General features: G+C 39.0%; 22 protein-coding genes and 1 riboswitch. Of the genes, 15 read left to right on the forward strand and 7 right to left on the reverse strand.

Annotated features, from left to right (window positions below; genetic code table 11):
- Positions 1 to 32 precede the first annotated feature (32 nt).
- The 6 genes from RCG22_RS15815 to RCG22_RS15840 all read left to right on the forward strand — a co-directional run bounded on the left by RCG22_RS15815 (position 33) and on the right by RCG22_RS15840 (position 4,536).
- Complete coding sequence (locus RCG22_RS15815; RefSeq protein ID WP_489685535.1) at positions 33 to 581, forward strand: biotin transporter BioY; 549 nt, start codon at positions 33 to 35, stop codon at positions 579 to 581.
- A gap of 47 nt (positions 582 to 628) precedes the next feature.
- Positions 629 to 2,095 carry an AMP-binding protein gene (locus tag RCG22_RS15820; RefSeq protein WP_308103708.1) on the forward strand — a complete coding sequence of 489 codons (1,467 nt, stop codon included), beginning with the start codon at positions 629 to 631 and terminating at the stop codon, positions 2,093 to 2,095.
- A complete protein-coding gene (locus RCG22_RS15825) occupies positions 2,091 to 3,185 on the forward strand; it encodes an acetyl-CoA C-acyltransferase (RefSeq protein WP_308107176.1) in 1,095 nt (364 codons plus the stop codon). The genes RCG22_RS15820 and RCG22_RS15825 overlap by 5 nt, the downstream gene beginning before the upstream one ends.
- Positions 3,182 to 3,577, forward strand: coding sequence for a MaoC family dehydratase (locus tag RCG22_RS15830; protein ID WP_166251286.1), 396 nt, complete (start codon positions 3,182 to 3,184; stop codon positions 3,575 to 3,577). Before RCG22_RS15825 ends, RCG22_RS15830 begins: the two co-directional genes overlap by 4 nt.
- Positions 3,574 to 3,933 carry a MaoC/PaaZ C-terminal domain-containing protein gene (locus RCG22_RS15835; RefSeq protein ID WP_051633558.1) on the forward strand — a complete coding sequence of 120 codons (360 nt, stop codon included), beginning with the start codon at positions 3,574 to 3,576 and terminating at the stop codon, positions 3,931 to 3,933. The genes RCG22_RS15830 and RCG22_RS15835 overlap by 4 nt, the downstream gene beginning before the upstream one ends.
- A 180-nt stretch (positions 3,934 to 4,113) precedes the next feature.
- A complete protein-coding gene (locus RCG22_RS15840) occupies positions 4,114 to 4,536 on the forward strand; it encodes a P-loop domain-containing protein (protein ID WP_308103709.1) in 423 nt (140 codons plus the stop codon).
- Positions 4,537 to 4,600: 64 nt separating this feature from the next.
- On the opposite strand, the gene RCG22_RS15845 is transcribed toward RCG22_RS15840, so the two are convergent.
- Entirely contained in the window at positions 4,601 to 5,644 is a 1,044-nt protein-coding gene (locus tag RCG22_RS15845; RefSeq protein WP_308103710.1) for a CdaR family transcriptional regulator, read from the reverse strand.
- 575 nt (positions 5,645 to 6,219) lie between these two features.
- On the opposite strand from RCG22_RS15845, the gene dapA reads away from it, so the two are divergent.
- The 9 genes from dapA (at position 6,220) to RCG22_RS15890 (ending at position 18,015) form a co-directional block, all read left to right on the forward strand.
- Positions 6,220 to 7,116 (forward strand): 4-hydroxy-tetrahydrodipicolinate synthase, encoded by an 897-nt coding sequence (gene dapA, locus RCG22_RS15850; RefSeq protein ID WP_308103711.1) that lies wholly within the window; start codon positions 6,220 to 6,222, stop codon positions 7,114 to 7,116.
- 25 nt (positions 7,117 to 7,141) lie between these two features.
- Positions 7,142 to 8,467: a gluconate:H+ symporter gene (locus tag RCG22_RS15855; RefSeq protein WP_098260292.1), complete on the forward strand. Its 1,326-nt coding sequence runs from the start codon at positions 7,142 to 7,144 to the stop codon at positions 8,465 to 8,467.
- Between the two features lie 125 nt (positions 8,468 to 8,592).
- On the forward strand, positions 8,593 to 9,501 hold the full coding sequence (gene garR / locus RCG22_RS15860; protein WP_308107177.1) for a 2-hydroxy-3-oxopropionate reductase: 909 nt from the start codon (positions 8,593 to 8,595) through the stop codon (positions 9,499 to 9,501).
- Between the two features lie 162 nt (positions 9,502 to 9,663).
- Positions 9,664 to 11,016, forward strand: a complete 1,353-nt coding sequence (gudD, locus tag RCG22_RS15865) for a glucarate dehydratase (RefSeq protein WP_308103712.1) — start codon at positions 9,664 to 9,666, stop codon at positions 11,014 to 11,016.
- 78 nt (positions 11,017 to 11,094) lie between these two features.
- The gene (locus RCG22_RS15870; protein ID WP_308103713.1) at positions 11,095 to 12,222 is read left to right on the forward strand and encodes a glycerate kinase; all 1,128 of its coding nucleotides are present in this window, start codon (positions 11,095 to 11,097) and stop codon (positions 12,220 to 12,222) included.
- 109 nt (positions 12,223 to 12,331) lie between these two features.
- The gene (locus RCG22_RS15875) at positions 12,332 to 13,033 is read left to right on the forward strand and encodes a FadR/GntR family transcriptional regulator (protein WP_308103714.1); all 702 of its coding nucleotides are present in this window, start codon (positions 12,332 to 12,334) and stop codon (positions 13,031 to 13,033) included.
- 348 nt (positions 13,034 to 13,381) lie between these two features.
- Positions 13,382 to 14,908, forward strand: a complete 1,527-nt coding sequence (gene yjeM / locus RCG22_RS15880) for a glutamate/gamma-aminobutyrate family transporter YjeM (RefSeq protein ID WP_308103715.1) — start codon at positions 13,382 to 13,384, stop codon at positions 14,906 to 14,908.
- 123 nt (positions 14,909 to 15,031) lie between these two features.
- Positions 15,032 to 16,219 carry an amidohydrolase gene (locus RCG22_RS15885; RefSeq protein ID WP_308107178.1) on the forward strand — a complete coding sequence of 396 codons (1,188 nt, stop codon included), beginning with the start codon at positions 15,032 to 15,034 and terminating at the stop codon, positions 16,217 to 16,219.
- A gap of 194 nt (positions 16,220 to 16,413) precedes the next feature.
- Positions 16,414 to 18,015, forward strand: a complete 1,602-nt coding sequence (locus RCG22_RS15890; protein ID WP_308103716.1) for a glucose PTS transporter subunit IIA — start codon at positions 16,414 to 16,416, stop codon at positions 18,013 to 18,015.
- 146 nt (positions 18,016 to 18,161) lie between these two features.
- Here RCG22_RS15890 and RCG22_RS15895 read toward each other — a convergent pair whose 3' ends face one another.
- From RCG22_RS15895 to RCG22_RS15920, 6 genes are all read right to left on the reverse strand, one after another.
- A complete protein-coding gene (locus tag RCG22_RS15895; RefSeq protein ID WP_308103717.1) occupies positions 18,162 to 19,610 on the reverse strand; it encodes a L,D-transpeptidase family protein in 1,449 nt (482 codons plus the stop codon).
- A gap of 313 nt (positions 19,611 to 19,923) precedes the next feature.
- Complete coding sequence (locus RCG22_RS15900; RefSeq protein ID WP_308103718.1) at positions 19,924 to 20,679, reverse strand: LysM peptidoglycan-binding and 3D domain-containing protein; 756 nt, start codon at positions 20,677 to 20,679, stop codon at positions 19,924 to 19,926.
- Positions 20,680 to 20,934: 255 nt separating this feature from the next.
- Complete coding sequence (locus RCG22_RS15905; RefSeq protein WP_308107179.1) at positions 20,935 to 21,117, reverse strand: 3D domain-containing protein; 183 nt, start codon at positions 21,115 to 21,117, stop codon at positions 20,935 to 20,937.
- Positions 21,069 to 21,557, reverse strand: a complete 489-nt coding sequence (locus tag RCG22_RS15910) for a hypothetical protein (protein WP_308103719.1) — start codon at positions 21,555 to 21,557, stop codon at positions 21,069 to 21,071. The genes RCG22_RS15905 and RCG22_RS15910 overlap by 49 nt, the downstream gene beginning before the upstream one ends.
- Before the next feature lie 299 nt (positions 21,558 to 21,856).
- Positions 21,857 to 22,774, reverse strand: a complete 918-nt coding sequence (locus RCG22_RS15915; RefSeq protein WP_308103720.1) for an aldo/keto reductase — start codon at positions 22,772 to 22,774, stop codon at positions 21,857 to 21,859.
- A 145-nt stretch (positions 22,775 to 22,919) separates the two neighbouring features.
- Entirely contained in the window at positions 22,920 to 24,572 is a 1,653-nt protein-coding gene (locus RCG22_RS15920) for a M20/M25/M40 family metallo-hydrolase (protein WP_308103721.1), read from the reverse strand.
- A 193-nt stretch (positions 24,573 to 24,765) separates the two neighbouring features.
- A riboswitch (Lysine riboswitch) is annotated at positions 24,766 to 24,949 on the forward strand.
- Positions 24,950 to 24,972: the final 23 nt, after the last annotated feature.

A 24,972-nucleotide genomic window follows, 5' to 3' on the forward strand; every position in this document is an offset into this window, starting at 1 on the left:
ATTTATGGTGAAATTTGTGATAAGAGTATGAGATTAATCATCTAATCGACATATGGCTAGGCGTAGTTCCGCCTATTATGCTTTCTTTTACTCCTGTTCCTATTACATTACAAACTTTAGGTGTGCTTCTTACAGGAGGAGTATTGGGAGCAAGATTAGGGGCGATGAGCCAAATCATCTTTTTATTACTTGTCGCTGCTGGAATGCCTCTTCTATCTGGGGGACGTGGTGGACCAAGTGTTTTTGTCGGACCAAGTGTTGGTTATTTAATTTCATGGCCTATTACGGCTTTTTGTATTGGGTATTTACTATCACGTTTTCAAAATTTAAAATTAAAATATGTATTAATGATTAATTTGACAGTTGGAATTCTATTAATCTATTTAATTGGAATTCCTGCTCAAGCATTTATGATGGACATTCCTGTTTTAGAAGCTGCAAAATTAAGTTTAATTTATATACCAGGGGATGTGTTAAAAGCTATTTTAGCCTCTATTTTAGTTTACAGACTAAGAAAGCACCCGTTTTTTTCACGCTCATTAGCAACAAGTTATTCCAATAACTTAACTAAGAATATCTAAATCTTAAGAGACACCTTGATGTGTCTTTTTTTTAAAGGTGATATATCATGAGAAATATTACAGATTCATATAAGACTTTCGCAAAATTATCCCCAAACAAAATCGCTATCCATACGAATCATCAACAAATCAGTTATCAAGAATGGTATGAATTAATCAATCAAACAGCGAACTGGCTTCATTCTCTTCATTCAGAAAATAAAACAATAGGAATCCTTTTGCCAAACGGTATCCCTTTCCTACAATTCTTTGCAGGAGCATCTAAGGCTGGTTGGATTGCTGTTTCATATGATTTGAAATGGAATATATCCGAATTGGAAAAGAGGGTCATCCTTTCCCGCCCTTCTATCATTGTCACAACTAGAGAAATTTACTCTCAAATCAAGCAAAGCATTCCTAATATAACGATTTTGGATGATTGTTTACAGGAAATCTCTCAATTTGATCCTGCAACTGTAAGAAAAACGGAAGAAAATCTGCCTTTTTACATTGGATTTACTTCTGGTACGACAGGTAACCCAAAAGCTTTTGTTCGCTCTCAAGATTCATGGGTGGCTAGCTTTGATTGCAATCGTTTTGATTTCGGATTAGATGAATCCGATCAAGTTCTTATTCCTGGTGCCCTAATTCATTCTCATTTTCTGTATGGAGCTATTAGCACCTTGTATTTAGGTGGAACTGTATTTCTTTTAGAAAAGTTTTCTCCTATTGAAGCACTTACATGGATACAGTCCTTACCCATTACAACCATTTATGTAGTTCCGACTATGGTAGAAGCATTCCTGAAAAAAGGAATCCAAATCGATAAGACTATAAAAATTCTTTCATCTGGTGCAAAATGGTCTGAAAGATCAAAACTAGAAATCCGTCATATGTTTCCTAATAGGACCATGTACGAGTTTTATGGAGCTAGTGAATTGAGCTTCATTACGGTACTTTCTGATAGAGAAGGTATTCAGAAAGCAACATCTGTCGGAAAGCCTTGTTATGGAGTTGAGGTACAAATACGGCGTCCAGATAAGAAATTAGCAAAGCTAAATGAGACCGGAAAAATATATGTAAGAAGCAAATTTGTGATAAATGGGTACTTTGATTATGAGGGAAGTACCATTCATTCCATTCATGATGAAGAGGGGTGGGCCACGGTCCATGATATGGGCTATTTTGACGAGGATGGCTTTTTATATATTATCGGCCGTGAACAAAATATGATTTTATATGGGGGAATTAATATTTTTCCTGAAGAAATTGAAAAAGTAATTGCCTTGCATCAAGATGTCGAGGAAGTTGCTGTAATTGGCCTATCAGATTCATACTGGGGTCAAATTGTGGCTGCAGTAGTAAAAGGAAAGGCAAGCCCGTCAGATTTAAAAAGAGTTTGTAAGCTGCATTTATCTTCCTTTAAAATTCCTCGTAAGTGGCTTTTTCTATCTGAAATGCCATATACAACGAGTGGCAAGATAGCTCGTGCTGAGCTTATAAAACGAATGGAAAGCAAGGTGAGCAGTGATTAAAAGGGCAGTAATTGTCAAAGCGAAACGAACACCTATTGGAAAAATGGGTGGAATTTTACGAGATATTCAGCCGTATAAGCTTGCAGCTCCTCTCCTCCAACATTTAGCGAAAGGATTGGAAGATAGGATAGATGACATCATTTTGGGAAATGTAGTTGGACCAGGTGGAAACGTAGCTCGAGTTGCTACGTTAGAAGCAGGACTTCCTCTTTCGGTAACGGGAATCACCATTGATCGTCAATGTAGTGCAGGGTTAGAAGCAATACGGATGGCATGTTACTTTGTCCAAGGCGGAGCTGGCCGTTGTTACATTGCTGGTGGTGTAGAAAGCACGAGTACCTCTCCGTTTCCATCTAGAGCGAGATTTTCTCCTGAAAAAATTGGCGACCCAGATATGGGCGTTGCAGCAGAATATGTGGCAGAAAAATACGCCATTTCAAAGGAAATGCAGGATGAATATGCTCTATTAAGTTATAAACGTAGCTGGGAAGCTTATGATAAAGGATATTTTAATCAAGAGATCATTCAACTTGTGGATTTCCACCAAGATGAAGAACTTTTTAGGAAAAGAAAGATGGAAGTACTTTTAAATAGGGCGAAGCCTATATTTAAAAAGATCGGTACCGTTACCGCAGCCAACAGTTGTGGGATACATGACGGGGCATCGGCTGTACTTGTCATGGAAGAAAACATGGCATTAAATAATGGATTCCAGCCCATATTACGATTTTTGGATAGTGAAGTCACAGGTGTACATCCTAATTATCCAGGGGCTGCCCCTATTCCAGCGATTCAAGATTTATTAAAAAGAAACGAATTAACCATTGCGGACATAAACCTAATTGAAATAAACGAGGCTTTCTCTTCCAAAATTGTCGCCTGTACAAAAGAACTTTCCATTGCTTATGACAAGTTGAACGTTTGCGGTGGAGCTTTAACGCTAGGACATCCTTATGGAGCTTCAGGAAGTATCATAATCACGAGGCTTTTCTATGAAGTACAAAGACGAAAGGGTATCAAATATGTATTGGCTGCCATTGGAAGTGGTGGAGGAATTGGAGTAGCGGTCCTATTCGAGGTGGTAACATGAAAACGAAAGAACATGAGATTATTTTTAATAAAGATGATGTGCAACAATTTGTTCAATTGATAGGTGATCGAAATCCTATCTATCAGAGTTCGGAGAGGGCAAAAGACTACAGTTTCGAAACGATTCCTCTTCCTCCAACAATGCCTATGATCGCTTATAAATGGCTTGAAACCCCTTGGGAACTCAAACATCCTATTATTCATCGAAAACAGAAATGTATACAGCATCAAAGAATGTATATTGAAGAGATCTACAAAGCGGTAGTAGAAGTTACAGATCAATACCAACGTCACAACCTTACTTTTATGAAACAAACTTTATTTTTATTTAATAGGGATGGAAAACTCTGCTTTGAAGGAATATCTGATTTGACCTTGGGTGGTTTGTCATGAATGCGATTACCTATCAAATTACGGAAAAGGACGTTGAACAATATGCGGTTATCTCAGGTGATAGCAATCCCATTCATTTAGATAAAGAAGCGGCGAAACAACAAGGATTCATGAATAAAATTGCCCATGGGATGTTAACTGTGGCCAGAGTGTTAAGTGTGCTTTCAAATGAAATTCTCACACCTCATGAGTTTTTGAGTCAGTATGAATTTACCTTTATCGCCCCTGTTTATGTGGGGGATCTAGTAACTCTGACTATCAAACAAGCGGAGCATAACATAAGAGTAGAAGGAAAATGTAGAGAAAAAATAGTCGTAAAAGGATGTTTGATAGTTGATAGAGGAAATCCTAGATGATCAATTCCGGACATTTATGTCATTACAAGAGGAAATAGTATTAAAAACCGCCACTTAAGTTGTTACGGTGAACCTTATCATAAGTAAATGAGGTTTTGATAATAACATTTTGGATACAGTGTAAAAAGACCAGAGAGGTACCTTTTTTAAGATAAGTTTATTACTCTTGGTCTCCTTTGGGTGGGTATTATTGTAGGTAAAGCGGTAAAAGCTATGCGCATATTCTGCAGAATGCTTCCAAAAGAAGTGGAGGAGTTTATTGCCAAGTTTGATCTCATCAAATTAAATGCTGCTTATGAATTGGTAAAAAAACAAAATATGATTCGCGAATGGCTAAAATCCAGTGGTTATTGCACGTTTATTGGGAATGGCAGCATTTTGCCAAGAAATAAAGACAACAGCGGGCCACTAGAAGGTGCCTTGCCTTTAACATCCCCGGAAGATGTTGAAGTTGAAATTACCGATAATTTGGTTACTATGTTCTTTGAACTTATTGGTCAGCCGTTTTTCGGGAATTTCAGGTGTTCAAACAGGACTGCGTGCGAATGGACTCCATCTATCAATCTTTGCTCTTATTGGAATTGTCATTATTTCATATATTAGTTGAAATATAGATTCAAAAGAAATCAGCCTTCACATAGGCTGATTTTTTATGCAAAAACAACTTTTACTCTGAATCCCGCATTTTATAAATAACATAACCAGTATAGAGTTGAAATAAATCTGTGAATTTTTTTGGATTTTTGTTTGTCAAAATTTCAATCCTCTGTAAACGATAAGCTAAACTGTTCCGATGGATATGAAGTTCCTTAGAAATGGCATTCATATCCCCACTGTTTTTTATATAGCAAAGAAGTGTGTCAATAAGCTCTTGGCCTTTAGGGGTAATCTCAAGCTCCTGAAAAAAATGACTAATTTCGCTAAATGACTGATCTTTATTGGTCAAATAATCAATAAACTTTAGCTCCTGATAATAGCAGTAAGTGGATGGCATTCCTAGTCTTTCTGCTATATCGATTGCTCGCTTTGCTTCGTGTACTGATTTTGCTACATGCGTACTGCTATCACCGATTCCAATTTTGGTACTCTGCTGAGTAATCATCGGTTCTAATCGCTTTAAGAGATCACTATCAGTTGGCACAATGAATAAAACATTAGATTTATTCAGTTTGAATGTAAATTCCTGCTCTTTTAAATAGGGTTCTTTTATCGTTTCTCCCTTCACGATAATGGCCTTTCTCTCCAATTTAAGATTGATGCCAATAGCCTCCCCATTATTAATAAAAGCTGCATCATATTCATCTAGTCGAAATACCCACTGATATAAAAACTCTTCCTTCATTTGCTCTTGTATTCTGCGTTCTCTAAATAAAAATTCCTGGTTAATTAATAATTCCGCCGTAACGCGGACTAACTCTGCAAAAGGTTCAACAATTGTGGGTTCCCCGCTAATTCCAATTACCCCGATTATTTCCTGCTTGAAATGGAATGGGATATTTACACCTGGCTTTGAAGAGCCTTCTGAATCATAAATGGAGACAATCGTTCCACGTTCAACCGCTGAAATGGCCCCTTGATGAAAAGTGTCGATTCGATTGGCGTTCCCACTTCCAATAATCATCCCCACTTCATCCATGATGTTTACATTATAAGGAATAACCATCATTACTTTATCCGCAATCTCCTGAGCGAGTACTCTATTTATTTTCATTGGCAGTTCCCCCTTTAGGAATATAGGTTTTCTAAATGATTTGTAAGTTTGCCTAAAAAATAATAAGGTTTCTTAGTAATTTGAATGATTGATTTATTTGTAAGACAATTATACAATAAAAATGTAAACGGTTACTAGAAATGATATAAAGTTTAAAATATAGTTGATTTATTGTAATAAAGCGGTCACATAAGCTATCTTGACAATTTTAAACTCTTATAAAACCATAATCCTCTTGTTCATTTGCCTAAAAAATTATAGATATACTTTAGCAAACTGAATGAAGATATTTACACCGAAGCCGTTTACAATAGACATGTGAAGAAATTCACAAATAAACACAACGTCTATTAATCTTTAAATGTACTCCATTATCACATGTCTATTATTTGTAACAACTTTCGCATTAGTGTTCACTCCAAGTGGTTATTATTAGATTACTAAGTTAAAAAAAGTGCTAATCAAAATAATAACCTTTTCCAAAAGTAAACTATGTGAATCAGTTCACAAATTTGATGAACTTGTTGGAGTTTCAGGAATTTTTTAAAATTGAAGAGCAAGGAGGAGTTAAATCAATGTTTAAGCCAAAAGGGGTCATACCCGCATTAGTCACACCTTTAGATCAAAATGGTAACTTGATGGAAGATGCTTTAAGAAAAGTAATTGATTACACAATTGCAGGCGGTGTTCATGGTTTATTCATTCTAGGGAGCAGTGGTGAAATTTACGGGTTAACACCAGAGCAAAAGCGCCGGGTTGTAGAAGTCACAGTTGATCATACAGCTGGCAGAGTTCCCATTTATTGTGGAGCCAGTGAGATTACGACGAGAGACTGTATCCAAACTGCTCAAATGGTTGAAGAAATTGGCGGTGTATCAGCACTATCTGTCCTTACACCATACTTTATGTCACCAACTCAAACGGAGTTAGCTGAGCACTTTAAAGCCATTGCCAAGTCAACAAACCTTCCCGTTATTCTGTATGGGAATGAAGCACGTACCCAAGTGAAAATTGATGTGAAGACGTGTGAAGAACTTAGTAAGGTTGACAACATAATTGGAATTAAAGACTCGAGCGGTGATATGACGAAAACAGCTGAGTACTTACGAGTAACTCCTCGTGAATCTTTTTCCGTATTACTCGGACGCGACACGCTCATTTATGCAGGTTTATGTCATGGTGCCACTGGTGCGATTGCAAGTACAGGAAATATTGCTCCTAAACTAGTAGCAGATATTTACAATACATTTGTGGCTGGCGACTATCAAAAATCACTAGAATTGCAGTTTAAACTTGCTCCATTACGCTTAGCTGTGGACAAAGCAACATTCCCTGTCGTATTAAAAGAAGGTTTAAGAATGGTAGGAATTGATGTGGGTTATTCATTTGCGCCTGCAGCAGAGATGAATCCAGAAAGCAAAACAATCTTAGAAAATGTTTTAAAAGATTTAGAACTCTACCAAATTTATTAATTTCCTAAGGGAAGGAAGAAATAACATGCCATTATTGTATGTTGCCTTAGCAGTTGTCCTTTTACTAGTTTTAATGATTCCGCTAAAAATGAACGGGTTCATAGCCCTTCTCTTGACTTCTATATTTGTCGGTCTCCTCGTGGGAATGCCATTGGATCAAATTTGGGAAACCATTGGTGATGGCCTTGGAGGCCAACTGGGCGGCACGGCCCTTATTGTTGGTATCGGTGCTATGCTTGGAACCGTTATGGCTGATGCGGGAGCCGCACAACGTATTGCTACTAGTTTAGTAGATAAGATGGGAATTAAACGTATTCAAATTTCTATATTAATTGCTGCATTTGTTCTTGGTATAACAATGTTCTTTGAAGTAGCGTTTGTCTTATTAATTCCACTAGTATTTGTTATTGCACGTCAAACAAAATTAAATCTATTATGGGTTGCTATTCCAATGTCAGTTGGATTGTCAACCTGTCATAGTTTTCTTCCGCCACACCCTGGACCAGCAGCAGTTGCTGATGTCTTCCATGCTGACATGGGATTAACTCTTTTATACGGTTTAATTATTGCAATACCTGCGGCTACTTTTATCGCACTTACATGGACTAGATTGCCATTTATTAAAAAAATTAATCCAGCCATCCCTGAAGGGATTATTACAAACAAAACGTTTAAAGAGGAAGAAATGCCATCCTTTGGATCAAGTATTTTCGTTGCTCTTATTCCAGTAATCCTTATGGCAATTGATGCTTTCTCAACTATATTTTTACCAGAAGGTAACGGATTTAGGCACGCAATGGATTTCTTCGGTTCATCAGAAATGGCACTATTAATCGCTCTCTTAATCTCTATGTGGCTGCTTGGACCAAAAATTGGTCGTCCATTAAAAGATGTTATGCAGTCTTGTTCCAATGCAGTTAAGCCAATGGCCATGATCATTTTGGTTATTGGCGCAGGCGGCGCATTTAAGCAAGTACTTGTTGATGGTGGGATTGCCGATTATATCAAAGATATCACAGGTGGTTGGAACATGTCTCCAATCGTGCTTGCTTGGATCATTGCTGCTCTCTTACGTATTGCTCTTGGTTCAGCAACTGTTGCCGTTATGACTGCTTCTGGAGTAGTACTTCCTATTGCACAAGCTTCAGGAATTAGCATGGAATTAATGACACTTGCCGTTACATGCGGAAGTATTGCTTTCTCTCACGTAACTGACCCAGGCTTCTGGATGTTTAAGGAATACCTTAATTTATCCGTCCCTGAAGCAATAAAAATAAGAACAACTTATACAACTGCACTTGCCATCATTGGTTTGATTGGTGTCTTACTTCTTAATATGGTGATTGGATAATTACTTTCTTTTGAGTCAATCGGGCGGTAAACGATCAATCCCCCCACCCATTTAGATGGGGTTTGCTGCCTGGTTTTAAAATTTCTAAATAAGAAGTACAAACTTGTACCTCTTTTAATAAAAAAATTTGTAGGAGTGAAGTAGAAATGAAGAAAATTGGATTTATTGGACTAGGAATTATGGGGAAGCCTATGAGCAAAAACTTGATCAAAGCTGGTTACCAGTTAATCGTTAGTGACTTTAATAAAGAGGCTGTAAACGAACTTGAACAATTAGGTGCAGAAGTAGCAACAACTCCAAAAGCAATTGCTGAAAAAGCAGATATCGTGATTACTATGCTTCCAAACTCTCCAAACGTAAAAGCTGTTGCTTTAGGAGAAAACGGACTAATCGAAGGTGCACGTGAAGGATTAATCTATATTGACATGAGTTCCATCGCACCGGCTGCTTCTCAAGAAGTCTATCGAGCATTAATCGAAAAGGGCGTGGACATGTTAGACGCTCCTGTCAGCGGAGGCGAGCCAAAGGCAATTGATGGGACGATTTCTGTTATGGTTGGCGGTAAGAAAGAAGTTTTTGAAGAAGTGCAAGAGGTTTTAGCGGCCATGGCTGGATCGGTTGTCCATGTGGGTGAAATTGGTGCTGGTAACGTAACAAAGCTTGCAAACCAAGTCATCGTTGCTTTAAACATTGCAGCTGTCTCTGAAGCATTTGTACTAGCTCAAAAAGCTGGAGTAAATCCAGAAGCTGTCTATCAAGCCATCCGCGGCGGTCTAGCTGGAAGTACGGTACTAGATGCAAAAGCACCAATGATGTTAGACCGTAACTTCAACCCAGGTTTCCGTATCAATTTACACATTAAAGACTTATCAAATGCGATGGAAACTAGCCACGAGTTTGGCGCTCCAGCTCCATTAACTGCAGCTGTTTTAGAAATGATGTATGCCTTAAAGGTGGATGGTCATGAGTTCGATGACCACAGCAGTCTATTAAAATACTATGAAAAATTAGCGAATGTAGAAATTTCAAGATAATTCATATTAAAAAAATACTATAGAGAACGTGGCATGGACGAATTCTGCGTTCTCTCTTTTTAAAAACGAGGCTGTGTTAAATTTATTTGTTGATTTTAGCTGCAATCAACAGATAAGTTTAACACAGCCAAAAACTAAATCATTTGGATTGGAGATATCCCCATGAAAACAGTTGAGAAAGTGATAAATGCTACTCCGGTTGTTACAGAAATGGAAGTATATCCTGTTGCCGGCCGTGACAGTATGTTATTAAATCTTAGCGGCGCACACGGTGCCTATTTTACTAGAAACATTGTGATTTTAAAGGATAGCAATGGTAATGTCGGTGTTGGTGAAGTACCAGGCGGCGAAAGCATCCGTAAAACGCTTGAAGATGCAAGAGCCATTGTAGTCGGCTCATCAATCGGTAACTATAACAATATCTTAAATGAAGTAAGAAAAGAATTTGTTGGTCGTGATTCAGCTGGCCGCGGTCTACAAACATTTGACTTACGAATCACGATTCACGCCGTTACTGCGATTGAGGCTGCCCTGCTTGATCTATTAGGAAAGCATTTAAATGTTCCTGTTGCTGCTCTTCTGGGTGAAGGCCAGCAGCGTGATAAAGTAAAAACACTTGGATACTTGTTCTATATTGGCGACCGTAATCGGACGGATTTACCTTATTACGGCCATCCGGATTCTGAAGTGGAATGGTACCGAATCCGCCATGAAGAAGCGTTAACTCCTGAAGCAGTTGTACGTCTAGCAGAGGCATCCCAAGCACTTTATGGCTTTAAAGATTTTAAGCTAAAAGGCGGCGTTTTGGAAGGGAAAGAAGAAATCAAAGCGATTAAAGCACTAAAAGAAAGATTCCCTGATGCTAGAATCACCCTTGATCCAAATGGTGCTTGGTCATTAAAAGAAGCGGTTGAGCTTTGTAAGGATATGCATGGCATTCTAACCTATGCTGAGGATCCATGCGGTGCAGAAAATGGCTACTCAGGCCGTGAAGTCATGGCGGAGTTCAGGAGACAAACAGGTCTTCCAACAGCAACGAATATGATCGCGACAGACTGGCGTCAAATGGGCCACACGATTTCACTGCAATCAGTTGATATTCCGCTTGCTGACCCGCACTTCTGGACGATGCAAGGTTCTGTGCGTGTAGCACAAATGTGTAATGATTGGGGACTAACTTGGGGGTCTCACTCTAATAACCACTTTGATATCTCACTTGCGATGTTTACTCATGTGGCTGCGGCAGCTCCTGGTGAAATTACAGCAATCGATACACACTGGATTTGGCAGGAAGGAATTGAGCGTTTAACGAAGGATCCATTCCAAATCGTGGATGGGCACTTAGCGATTCCTGATAAGCCAGGTTTAGGTGTTGAAGTAGATATGGACCAAATCTTGAAGGCGCATGAAGTATACAATAATATGGGACTTAACTCTCGTGATGACTCAGTCGGTATGCAGTTCTACATCCCTGGCTGGAAATTTGATAACAAGCGTCCTTGCCTTGTTCGTTAAAAATTTAAGGGTGGCTTGAATAGTCACCCTTCTCTTTTCAAAAATATAAAACTTATAAAACGTAAAGGACAGATTGTTATGAAGTTTGTACTAGCTCCCGATTCATTTAAGGAAAGTATGACGGCAAAGAAAGCTGCCCTTGCAATGGAAAAAGGGATAAAAGCAGTATTTCCTCATTCGGAATGTGTGATCGTTCCCATGGCTGACGGCGGAGAAGGAACAGTAGATTCTCTCGTGAGTATGACGAACGGAGAAATCATAAAGACAGAAGTCATTGGTCCATTAGGAGAAAAAGTAATTGCGGAATATGGCCTTTTGGGCGAAGGGCAAACGGCTGTGATTGAGATGGCCAGTGCAAGTGGTCTTGAATTAATCAAACCAAAAGAAAGAAACCCGTTACTGACAACAACCTATGGAACGGGTCAATTAATCAAACATGCTTTAGACAAAGGTGTAAGGCGGTTCCTGATTGGAATTGGCGGAAGTGCCACCAATGATGGTGGAGCAGGAATGCTGCAGGCACTGGGAGTTTCATTTAAGGATCAAGATGGAAATGAACTGCCGTTTGGCGGTGGAACGTTACATCGATTACATTCCATTGACATGAGCGGATTAGATGAACGGATTAAAACCGTGCAAATGGATGTTGCCTGTGATGTCACCAATCCATTAATTGGCGACAATGGAGCATCAGCTATTTTTGGCCCCCAAAAAGGAGCAACCCCGGAAATGGTAAGAATTCTTGACCAAAATTTAGCACATTTTGCTGATGTGATTAAAAAACTATTAGGTGAAGATATTGCCCATTTGGATGGTGCTGGAGCCGCAGGCGGGCTTGGTGCGGGGCTATTGGCTTTTTTAAATGCCCAGCTTAAAAAAGGAATTGATCTAGTCATTGAGTATACCGGCCTCGAGGAGCAAGTCAAGGGAGCAGACTACGTTTTTACAGGAGAAGGCAGCATTGATGGCCAGACTTTGTTTGGTAAAACACCTTATGGCGTTGCTGCGATCGCTGAAAAATATTCTGTTCCAGTGATCGCGTTTGCTGGTCGAATTGGCAATGGAGTCGAGTCCCTGTATGACAACGGATTTACTGCCATTATTGGGATCTTAAAAGGAGTGACCACATTAGAGGAAGCACTCGAATGCGGGGAAGAAAATTTAGCTTTTGCGGCAGAAAATGTATGCCGTGTATTGAAAATATAGTAAACCGAACGCTGCTAATATATGGCAGCGTTTTTTGTAATCGCTGGTGAAAAGAGATATAAATAGATTATAATAGGCTTACAAAATTGGTTATACAAGGGGCCTAACGATGGACGAAACTCCTAAAAAAATAAAAGTTGATTCAGTACACCGCAATACTTTATCTAAGCAGGTAGTCGAAAATATTATCCAACTATTGGTTAGTGGTCAAATGAAGCCGGGCGAGAAACTTCCTACAGAAATGGAACTAATGGAAATACTTAATGTCAGCCGCCCTGTGTTACGGGAGGCACTTAGTTCTCTTGAATCATTGGGTGTTATTAACCGAAAAACACGGGAAGGTACATTTTTTAATAATAAAATTAGCAGTCATCCCTTCTCTATTATGCTATCCTTAGCGCATGATAATCTGCAGGCAATGTTAGAAGCCCGAATGGCCTTGGAATTGGGATTAATAACGATAGCTGCTGAAAAAATCAGCGACGATGAGCTTAAACGATTAAAAGGGACGATTGAAGCCATTGCCAACAACAAAGAGGGTAACTATGGGGAAGCAGACATTGAATTTCACCGGACTATTGCCTTAAGTGCGAATAATCCAATTGTGGAGGGAATGATTGATACATTAATTGTTACCCACGTCAAAACCAATAGTGAAATAAAAATTCGCGAACCAGAACGAACCATTCAACATCACCTGGCTATTTATCAAGCATTGGAAAAAAGAGATCCTTTTGAGGCTTTTCACCAAATGTTTTTACATCTTGACTATGTTCGTCATAAGTTGTTAAAAGACTCTGGAAGCAAATGACTCCCCATGAGTTAAAAGGGATGACTCCATACGGATACAAGAAAAAAATAGGTAACTGCACTAAGAAAAGCAGCATAAGAATGAAGTACAGAGGGGCGCATCAGCGTCCCTTTTTAAGTTACTACTTTTATAAATCAGTAATTAATATATAGGATGCTTTGTCCCCACTCTTCAAAGCGCTTATCCTCCCAAGTCAGGATTGGACCGCTGCCATAATTTGTATCAACCTTACCGGGATACAATAGGCTATTTATTTCCTCCATCTCTTCCAGCCCAAATATTTATATAGAATAAATATAAGGTCATACTAAGGAAGGACGATGATGACAAATTAAGGGGAGAAAATAGATGGCGTCAAACACAAAGATAACCAAAAATTTGACTTTAATATCCCTTGTATTAATGATTTTTACTTCTGTTTATGGATTTAACAACATTCCACGATCATTTTATAAGATGGGTTATGCTGCTATTCCTTGGTACATTTTTTCAGCGATCACCTTCTTTGTCCCTTTTGCATTAATGGTAGCTGAATTTGGTTCCGCCTTTAAAGACGAAAAAGGTGGCATCTATTCATGGATGGAGAAATCCATCGGCTCGAAATTTGCATTTATAGGAACGTTCATGTGGTATTTTTCTTATATAACTTGGATGGTTAATGTGGCATCTGGTATGTGGGTTCCGGTGTCAAATGCGATTTTTGGAGAAGATACAACGCAAAACTGGACTTTAGTTAATCTCCGAGGTCCTCAGGTACTAGGCGTTTTAGGAATTGTTTGGATTCTTGCTGTAACCTATACATCAACCAAGGGTCTGGATAAAATTAAGAAAGTCACTAATTTGGGTGGTTCTGCCGTCTTGTTATTGAATGTATTTCTTTGGGTTGGTGCAATCGCAGTTCTTATCGGTAATCAAGGACAATTAGCACAGCCGATTTCAGGGATACATTCATTTACTCAAACACCTAATCCAATATATGCAGGAGATATTATCGCTTCATTAGCATTTGTAGTCTATGCTTTATTCGCTTATGGTGGACTTGAAGCAGTAGGCGGGTTAGTGGACCAAACGGAAAATCCGGAAAAAACGTTTCCGAAAGGAATTCTTTTATCTGCCACTATCATCTCTGTAGGCTATTCATTAGGAATACTGTTAATTGGTGTATTCACAAACTGGGCAGATGTAATGGGGATTGAAAATGTTAACCTGGGGAATGCAAGTTATATCGTAATGGCCAATTTAGGCTATTCACTTGGAACAGCTTTTGGTGCTAGCCATGCTGCAGCTACGGCTCTGGGCTTTGGGGTTGCAAGATTTGTCGGACTTTCCATGTTCCTAGCATTGTCCGGTGCGTTCTTTACCTTAATGTTTGCACCGCTTAAGCAGCTAATTGAAGGAACACCTAAGGGATTATGGCCTGGAAAAGTCGGTGAAACAAAGAATGGAATACCTATTAATGCTATGTGGATTCAAGCTGCGATTGTTTGTTTAATGATTGCACTCATCGCTTTCGGAGGAAGCACAATGGCTGCATTTTTTAACATATTAGTGTCGATGACTAACGTGGCTATGACGATCCCCTATGTATTTATTGCACTTGCCTTCCCTTATTTTAAGAAAAAGGTGGAAATCAATAAGCCGTTTATCATATTTAAAACGCAAGGAAGTGCAAATTTCTGGTCAATAATCGTCGTTCTAACCGTTGGACTTGCAAATTTCTTTAGTATCATGCAGCCAGCTTTAGAAGGAGATATGCAAACAACCATTTGGAGCGTAGCAGGACCCGTTATTTTCTCAGTTGTTGCATGGCTAATGTATAGCAAATATGAAAAAGTGCATCAACTAGGAAAGCAGAAACAAAAACAAATAAGTTAGAAACAATTACTAGTGGATTTGGCTCTAATTCCTCATTTTGAGGAGGAATTAGGGCTCTTTTTTTAAAACTATCCCTTTTGTACTTATATTTCTAATTAGGAGGCTATTATGGAGCCGAAAATGATGAAAGGCAATTTAATAAGCATGTTAGAATCACGTAAAGAAGAAATCATCGAAATCCGCCGCCATTTACATGAAAATCCTGAGGTCTCTTTTAAAGAGGAGAAAACAGCTCAGTATATTATCGATTTCTATAAAGGTAAAGATGTTGACATCCAAACGAATGTTGGGAATGGGAATGGCATTATCGTAACGATTAAAGGAGGAAAACCGGGGAAAACCATTGGACTTCGCGCTGATTTTGATGCACTTCCTATTGTAGAAGAAGCGGATGTGCCGTTTAAGTCAAAGAATGAAGGTGTCATGCATGCGTGCGGACATGACGGACATACAGCTTACATGTTAGTTTTAGCTGATTGCTTAATTCAATTAAAGGACTCCATCCCGGGTACCATCAAAGTCATTCACCAACATGCAGAAGAAGTTCCACCGGGTGGAGCAAAAAGTATTGTCGAATCTGGCTTGATTGACGACTTGGATGCCATTTATGGGATTCATTTGTTACCGATGGGACCTGCGGGAACAGTCGGTTATCATGCTGGGTATTCCTTCAATGGACGGGCATACATGAAATTAAAAGTACAAGGAAAAGGTGGACATGGTTCCTCTCCACATTTAGCTAACGATGCCATTGTTGCTGCGGCATATTTTGTAACAGCAGCGCAAACCATAGTCAGCCGCAGATTAAGTCCATTCGATGTGGGTGTTATCACCATTGGATCCTTTGATGGAAAAGGGACATTCAATGTAATCAAGGACAGCGTAGAACTAGAAGGCGATATTCGCTATATGACTGTAGAAACAAAAGATACGATTGAGAAGGAAGTTAAACGGATTGTTAGAGGAATTGAAGAAGAATTTGGCGTAACCTGCAAGCTTACTTATGCTCCGGATTATCCGCCTTTATACAACAACCCCGAGATTACTGCACAGGTTGCAGAAAGTTTACGAAGCATGAATGATAAAGATATAAAGGAAGTGAAAGAATTTCCGGCGATGCCTCCTTCCGAAGACTTTGCTTATTACGCTGAAAAATTCCCTGCTTGCTTCTTTTACATCGCTTGTACACCAAAAGGGGTAGAAAGTCCTTACTTCAATCATCATCCAAAATTTGATATCGATGAAGACGCACTCCTAGTAGCTGCTAAAGCAGTTGGACAAGTTGTATGCAGCTATTATCAATTAGACTAATAGGTCTGTGTCTATCAGCACAAAATAAGAGCCTATCCTTTGGTCTAAAGGAAGGCTCCTTTTGTGCCTTCATTTTCCACGGTGAAAGAAATTTTTAAAATATCGTGATTAGAAAATGGAAAGCATAAGATAGTGTTCTTGCATATAGAAATTGTTTTATCTAATGGAAATTCGCTAACAAGGAGAACAGGTGAATGACAACGACAACTATTTCAAACGATGTCCCTAAAGAAGAAAAGGAAACGGTCATGAATAAGATCCTAGGAGTGGTTAGCGGCGGTTTTGCACCTATTTTGGGGGTCCTTGCTGGAGCTGGATTAATTTCAGCTTTATTGGCTATTTTAGTAACCTTAGGATGGTTATCTGATAAAAGCGGGACCTATGCTATTCTTTCTGCAGCCGGACATGCAATTTTTTACTTCTTCCCTGTTTTTCTTGGAATCACATTGGCCGCAAAGCTTGGAGCCAACGGCTTTGTTGGAGGTGCGATTGGTGCTGCGCTTTTGGAACCACATTATACGGGATTAGTTGCATCAAAAGCTCAAAATGTAGATTTTTTAGGAATTCCAGTTATATTAGCGAATTATTCATCAACTGTTTTTCCCATCTTAATTGCTGTTTCCATGTATTCCGTCTTAGACAAGCTTTTGAAAAGAGTAATCTATAAGGACTTACAAATGTTTGTGAATCCACTAATTTCATTAATTATTATTGTCCCATTGACCGTGCTTGTTTTTGGTCCCTTCGGTACTTATGTCGGAGGGGCTTTAGCAGTGGTGATCAAATTTTTAAGTTCAAAAAGCGGGATGCTTACAGGTGCTGTGATGGGAGCAGCATGGTCATTCCTCACCATATTAGGACTCCACTGGGCCATTATTCCAATATTTATCGCAAACCTTGCGACGGGCGGTGATCCGCTCAGCCCAATGATTGCCGCAGCACCTTTTGCTCAAATCGGAATGGGCTTTGGAGTACTGTTAAAAACAAGAGACAAGGATCTGAAAACACTTGCTGGATCCGGGCTTGTTCCCGGTGCCTTAGCAGGGACAACAGAAATCATCACTTATGGTATCCTCGTCCGGTACAAACGAACGATGGTGATTGTTGCACTAGCCGGAGCAATTGGCGGAGCGATTAATGGGGCACTGGGGGTGAAAGGGACGGCATTTGCTCTCCCAAGTTTCTTGTCTATTCCTGTATTTGTACCAATCGGATTCTATTTAATTGGTACATTAACATCTTTAGTTATCGCATTGGTGCTGACACTTTTAGTTGGATATGAAGGGAAAAGTGACATAGAGCTTGCCAAAACCGTGAAAGAATTTAGACTAGCGAATGTAAAGAGAGAAACGATTCTAAGTCCGTTAAGCGGAGAAATTATTCCATTAAGTGAAATTAGCGATCCGCTTTTTTCAACAGAGATGGTCGGTAAAGGAATTGCAATTGAACCCACGAAGGGCGAGGTGATTTCACCCGTTAACGGAACAATCACCACTCTTTTCCCAACTGAACATGCCATTGGTATTACGTCCGAGGATGGAGCTGAAATCTTAATTTGTATTGGGGTAGATACGATTAATTTAAAAGGTCAATTTTTCACTTCTCAAGTAAAACAATGGGATACTGTGGCGAAGGGCGATTTATTGATTCAATTTGAAATGGATAAAATTAAAGCTAAAGGCTTTGATGTAAAAACACCTGTAGTGATTACGAATACCAATCAATATTTAGATGTGGTCCCCGCTAAAGCTGGGAAAGTTCAAGCAAATGATGAGTTAATTAAGCTACTTGTCTAATAAAGGTAAAAAGAGCATTCTCCTTCTCAGAAATGCTCTTTTTCCTATACTGCTGAAACCTCTAACTGACATATTTCAATCATCAGATTTGAATAAAATAAAAAAACCAGGAAATCATTAACGATTTCCTGATTCGAATCGATTGTTTAATAGATGACAACTGGGTCGTAAGTGCTGAGTGTATTATAAACAGTTCCCATTACACTAGGTGGTGTATTGACGCAGCCATGTGATCCAGCATTTAAGTAGGCATTACTTGCCCAGTTAGACCGAAAGCCTGCATCGTGAAATCCTTGTCCATCATTTGTAAATGGTGCCCAATAATCAACTTTTACTTGATAACTAGGTTTTCCTCCAAGTTCTCTGCCCGTTAGCATGGAAGGTGATCGTTTATAAAGGATATACCATACTCCTTTGGAGGTATCATTACCGGTGCTGTGTTTACCGGTCACAACATTCGTAGTAACAACCAATTTCCCATTTTTATAAACCCAAATACGCTGCTGTGCAATCGAAACTTCAGCATAGGTACTACCGATTCCATGGTTTGATGTCGTTTCAAAACCATAACCTTCACCACTCCAGCCATGTCCGGTTGTATGAGAAGCAGTAATAGAGTTTTCTCCTTTTTCAAAAGCGGACTTCACTTGTTTTGCTTCTTTGTCGACATCTAATGCCCAACCATAGCCTTTTCCTTTAACTGTGACGACTGAACCTGAATGGGTCTTAAACTTAAAATTTTTATCCAATGTCGATTGAGAACTATTAATATCAGCGATTTTCTCCTTTATATCGCTAGGGTCAATCTTAACCTTTAAGTCTTTTGTCACCGAGGCATTTTGGATTAATTCGCTGCCTTTTAAAGAATATACTTTATCCTGGACCTTATAATTAACGGTTTGCAGAAGAAGCTCTTCTAGCCTTTTCTGTTCATCTTTTACAATCGAACTATCTTCTTTGATTGGCTGGATGTATACAGGCTTCAAACGGATTTCGCTCGTATATCCTTGCTTTTCATAGTCTTTTAATAGACTGGCAATATCAAGCTGCTGTCCATCGTTACTTTTTGAGATGACAACTTTACCTTCTTCCAAACTGGCCTTCGCATCTAAAGGAGCCGTTAAACTCTCATTCATTGATAGGAGCTTTTCTTTGACTTGTTTCTTCATCTCTTCGCTGCGATACGGATCGGGTTGGCTAGGTATGAATGAAAATTCTTTCGCCTTTGAAGAAGGAAAGTACGTTCGCTGGCTTTTTAATAATTCTTTGACACCTGGCAGATCTTTATCCGTAAAGCCCATCTTCGTATCATTTCCATCAATTATTTGTTGGTTTTCGACATAAACTTCGTTTTTTAATACGGTTGTTTTTAATTTGTTCAGTGCCTGTTCGGCCGTCAGTCCACCAACATTTGTGTCATTAATTTTGATATGAGCATTAAAGTAGTTTGCCTGATAATAGCTGATTGCCGCAATAATAACTGCAATGATGACGATAATACCTATCAAAATAGGCTTCCATTTTGCCGGTCGTTTGGGTGATTTAGACCGTTGTTTGTCCATTCCTTCGACCGATTCGTTAACAGCATTTTCCATTAAAGTTCCCTCCGATATCTAAAAAAAACCAGCGCTTGATGTCTTTCGACTTAAAGCCTATGGTTCCACATTCAAAACATATAGTACATAGTATTATATTATACTTTAATTTTAATACTATTCTACTAGATTGAAAAGTGTGAACTTTGTCATATTTTGTCTATCGGTGAAATTTCTTTTGTTCTGTTGTAATATTTGAATTTAACTTCTTTTTGGAGTTAGTTGTTTACAATAAAAAACACTGCAATCCCTTTGTCGATAGAGGTTCTGCAGTGTTTTTGTTTATAGGGATAATTCTGGATAGTTTGGGAGTTTAATTCAAAATGGTGACTTTTAATTTTTTTACGCCAAAATCGATTGCATCTTGTTCAGATGGAATAAAGACATCAATTCGCTTGCCTTTAATCGCTCCGCCTATATCTGCGGCGATGGCTTCACCAAAGCCCTCTACATGAACTTTACTGCCAAGCGGGATCACAGATGGATCGACGGCGATGACCTTTTTATTGGGGTTTGCTTTAAGGTTAATTCCAGTTTTGGTAATGCCGGAACATCCCTCACAGGAAGCCGTATAGGCAGTAGCTTTCACTGTTATTTCTCTTGAATCTGCTGTATTACTAGCGCCTGCAGCTTTTGTCACAGGATTACTATTCTTTGATATTTGTGTGGCAGGTTTCATTGATTTTTCTGATACAAATTTATTAGTACTATGTAAACCCTCATAGATTAATAGACTTAATCCTGGATGGATGAGATCGGAATCTAACTTGTTCCATTCTTTAATTTGCGAAACAGTTACGGAATGCGCTTCGGCAATGTCCCATAAAGTGTCACCTTGTTTAACGTTATAATGTTTTTCGGGGGCAATCGTTAGCACGTCCCCAGGGTGAATGAGGTCGGTTGCAAGATGATTCATCTTATGTATATTTTCTAAAGATGTATTATTTTCACGTGATAATTCCCAAAGGGTGTCTCCTTTTTGTACAGTAACAGTTGCAGCTTGTACATTAGCACTTACAGTTCCTGAGAGTACAGCAACTGCTATAAGCATAATCATTTTTTTAAGCATTCTTTTACCCTCCATGTTCTTTGGTTGCTAAGTTTTTATCATCGTAACATAGAATTTTCTGAAACAAAGAACAGGCAGATGTTAAATCGTTTACGACCATGGCATTTATATTGCAATAATATTTCTAAAATAAATTAATGATCAGAAAATGGTGTCGTTTATATTTATGTAAAAAACACTGCAACCCCTTTGTGCATAAAGGTGTTGCAGTGTTTTTAGGTAATGAAGATCATTCGAATCAGCTGGTTTGTCATCTTAGTTTAAAATGGTGACTTTTAATTTTTTTACGCCAAAATCAAGTGCATCTTGTTCAGATGGGATAAAGATATCGATGCGCTTTCCCTTAATCGCGCCTCCGGTATCAGCCGCGATTGCCTCACCAAAGCCTTCTACATAGACTTTACTTCCGAGTGGAATAACAGAGGGATCAACGGCGATGACCTTTTTTGGGGGTTATCCTTAATATTAATACCAGTTTTGGTTATTCCTGAACATCCTTCACATGAAGCGGTGTAGGCAGTAGCTTTCACTGTTATTTCTTTTGTTTCTTTTACTTTTTCTGTTTCTTTTACTTTTTTTGTTTCTTTTGACGTAATGCTGCTCGTTAATTTGATTGGAGATGCACTCTTCTTTTTTGCATGTGCAATAAGCGGCTTGGCGGAAACCGGAAATGGTTCCGAAACAGTTGGTGCTGCTGGATTTACGGGGATGTCTGTTTCAAGCGAATCCGCATCTTTTTGGATTTTTTCTAAGGTTAGATTATATTGGTCCCAACGGGTATCGTCTTGTTTTACATTTATTGTTGCAGCTTGTACATTAGCACTCATAGTTCCTGAGAGTACAGCAACTGCTATGAATGTTTTAATTTTTTTTAGCAATTTTTTATCCTCCCTGTTTTTTGTCAGCTAATTTAACCTAATCCTAACATGGATTTTTCACTAACAAATAACAGGCGTATGTTAAAACCTTTACAGCTGTGGCAATTATATTGCAATAGTATATCTATATTCATTTAATAGTCTGAAAATGGGACTTTTCCAATACAATATAATGTAAAAAGCCCAGTAGTGATAGCTACTGAGCTAAATCTCAATTTATTACAATTATGTTGCAAAGTTCGTCTTAACTTTTTTGATATTACCGGTGTTTACCATTAATACCAATAGTTTTTGCGTATTTAAGGGAGGATATTTCCTGCAGCACGGTAGATTTGATACCATTCTTCACGTGTTAAATGAATCTCGCTTGCTTTCACACAGTCCGTTAACCGGTCAATATTCATCGTACCAATCACTGGCTGCATATTCGCGGGATGACGTAACAGCCACGCAGTCGCAATTGTCGTGTTGCTAACTTCATATTTGGCTGCAATTTCATCAATCTGCTGATTCAATTCTGGAAATTTCTCGTTTCCAAGGAAGACACCTTCAAAGAATCCATATTGGAATGGAGACCAAGGTTGGATTGTCATGTCATGCAGTCTGCAAAAATCAAGAACACTTCCGTCACGGGTGATTGCTGAATCATTCTCCATGTTTACATTGATTCCATTCGAAATCATATTGGCGTTGGTGATACTTAATTGTAATTGATTCGCGACAAGTGGCTGCTTCACAAATTTCTTGAGCAATTGAATCTGCATCGGATTCTGATTCGATACGCCAAAGTGCCGCACCTTTCCTGAGTTTTCCAGGATATCAAAGGCCTCTGCGACTTCTTCAGGTTCGACCAGCGCATCGGGACGGTGCAGAAGTAGGACATCGAGATATTCCGTGTTTAGGCGCTTCAAGATGCCATCAACCGATTCTAATATATGTTCTTTTGAAAAATCAAACATGCCTTTACGAATCCCGCATTTGGATTGCAGGATAATTTTTTCACGAACTTCCGCGTTCATATGGATTGCATCCGCGAAAATTTCCTCGCATGTTCCGCTGCCATATATGTCCGCATGGTCGAAGAAGTTAGCTCCTGCTTCTAAAGCCGTTTGTACAAAACGCTCTGCCTCAGGCTTCTCAAGCGAGTTAATCCGCATGCAGCCAATTGCAACAACTGGCACCTCTAGTGGACTGGATCCTAAGTTAATGGTTCTCACAGGTTATATCCCTCCAATTTATGTATCTACCTTATTTTTGCACACGTGGTTAGAAATTAGCAATATTTGTCTACAAGATTGGATTAGGATAATCAATGATGATACCCGCAAAAAAGCCTGTAGACCAGGTCTACAAGCCTTTGGACTAGCGATTCAAAAGCTTTTGAATCACAAGATTTGTTAAGTTTGGGACCACTTCTAGTGAGTAAGTCATTTCCATTCGTTCAAGTTTTTTGTGAGCATCTAAACCATAAGGACCGATATTGATGACTGGTACATTTATATCACGAATGTCTTGATAGTCTACAAAAAGTTTAGTACCCCAGCTCGGGTTATTGTTGGTTTCGGCATTAATACCAGCTTCATCATCACTTAGAGCAACAAAACTCATATCAGAGATATAAGGGAAAAAGTTTCTTGTCACAATTGGATATTGATAATGTGGTTGGATTTCTACCACAGCTTCATCCAATGCCGTAATCAGAGCAAGCTCGTCTGTTGTTTTCCCTGTCAACTCAATTCGTGGTGAATATAGGGAGGAGTAAAACAGAATAATCGCTGGATTTTTATCCTTCATCCATTTCCAAGCTTCCTCTACGACTCTAGCTGCAAACATACGCGTATCTAAAGAGGTATTTGTTGAAAGCTTTTCTTTAAACTCATTCATATGAGTGGTGAAAACATCACCATTCTCCGCTCGCAATACTTGCTCCATCTCTTCAAACGTAAAGACGCGCGGTTTCCATGGATGCTGCATATAAGGCTCCCCGCTCATTGCACTATACTGCTTGTACCTATCTTCAAAAGATGTTAGGGCATTAGTAAAGGCAATATAGGCTTGCTCCTTTAACTTTTCAAGTACGTCCTTCGGTGACCAGGAATGAATAAAGAAATTGTAGTACACGTAGGCAGATAAGGCTGTCTGAACTGTGTAAGACGGTTTTAAATCGGTTTGCTTTAAAGAAACGGGTGGAACGGTTGTTTCACCAAAAGCTTCGTTACAAAGCTCTGGATTATAATTAATTTGCCTGGTCAGTTCTGCGGCGATGAAGTTAGGATCGAGACCCTCAAAGGCTGAGCCTACATGAGTTTCTGCTCCCGTAATAAAGAACGATGGCAGCAACTTTCCGACTGTCCCTTTGTAAATATAGCGATTTTCGTCGCCTTCATATCTGGGTGAAACGAAATCCGCATTAATCGCTGCTACATAGTCAAAACCATGTTCCTTTTTCCAGCGTTTTAATGTTTTCAAAGCTGAAAGAACACCATGTGAACTATCCTCCTCATCACATTCTGATAAGAGGACAATGTTTCCGTCTAATTCTTCAGGGTGCAGAGAATAATAGTTTAAGAGATATAAATTGCTGGCAACCCCGCTTTTCATATCAAGGACGCCGCGTCCAAATAACCAATCCCCTGAATTTAAATGTTCCATAGCAGAAGTGGGCAATTGTTCACCTTTGAGTGATTCCATTAGTTTCTCCGGGAAGCATGCCTGGTCTTTTAATTGATTAAAGTCATCAATCCCAACCGTGTCAATATGGCCCATCAAAATCAATGTGCGGTTGCTAATTCCCTTTGTTCCTTTAACAAAAGCAAGAACATTATATCGTTCTTGGTCATCGTTAAGCGTTTGTTCTAACACTAGTTGGCTAGGGTTTTGTGAAAAATAGGGCATAGAAGAGATCATAGAGTATAAAGACTGGGCAATGGCTTTTTCGCCATTGGAATTAACGACACTTTCAATGTTTACGAGCTGTTTCGTGAAAGTCAGCACATCCTCACGACATTGCAACATTAGCTTGACCCCTTTTTCTAGTAATTTTAAATTTTGGTATTTTAAAAAAATGTATCTCAAGAAAGAAAACCAGTCAAGGCTTTTCATTCTGGTTACAAATTCCAAAAAAAATATTATTGCATCTGTTAGAATATTCTTTTATACTGAAGAAAGCTTCGTTAAACTAAATATAAAATCCTCATCTTTTAGCATTAGATGAGGTAGAGGTCGCGATTTTTATTAGTATCCTATTTGAGATTTAGTGAAATCTATGAAAATAGGAAAAAGGATCAATCGCCGAAGCTTCTGAAATCACTTCTTTCAGAAAGCTGGGTCTGCACTCGAATAGGGGCAGAACTGTCACAGTTCCATTGGAATTGTGGAGAACTATCTTCATCAATGCTAATCGATGGGGGTGTCT

The sequence above is a fragment of the Neobacillus nitrireducens genome, from assembly GCF_030915405.1.
In the GTDB taxonomy this organism is placed as follows: Bacteria; Bacillota; Bacilli; order Bacillales; family Cytobacillaceae; genus Neobacillus.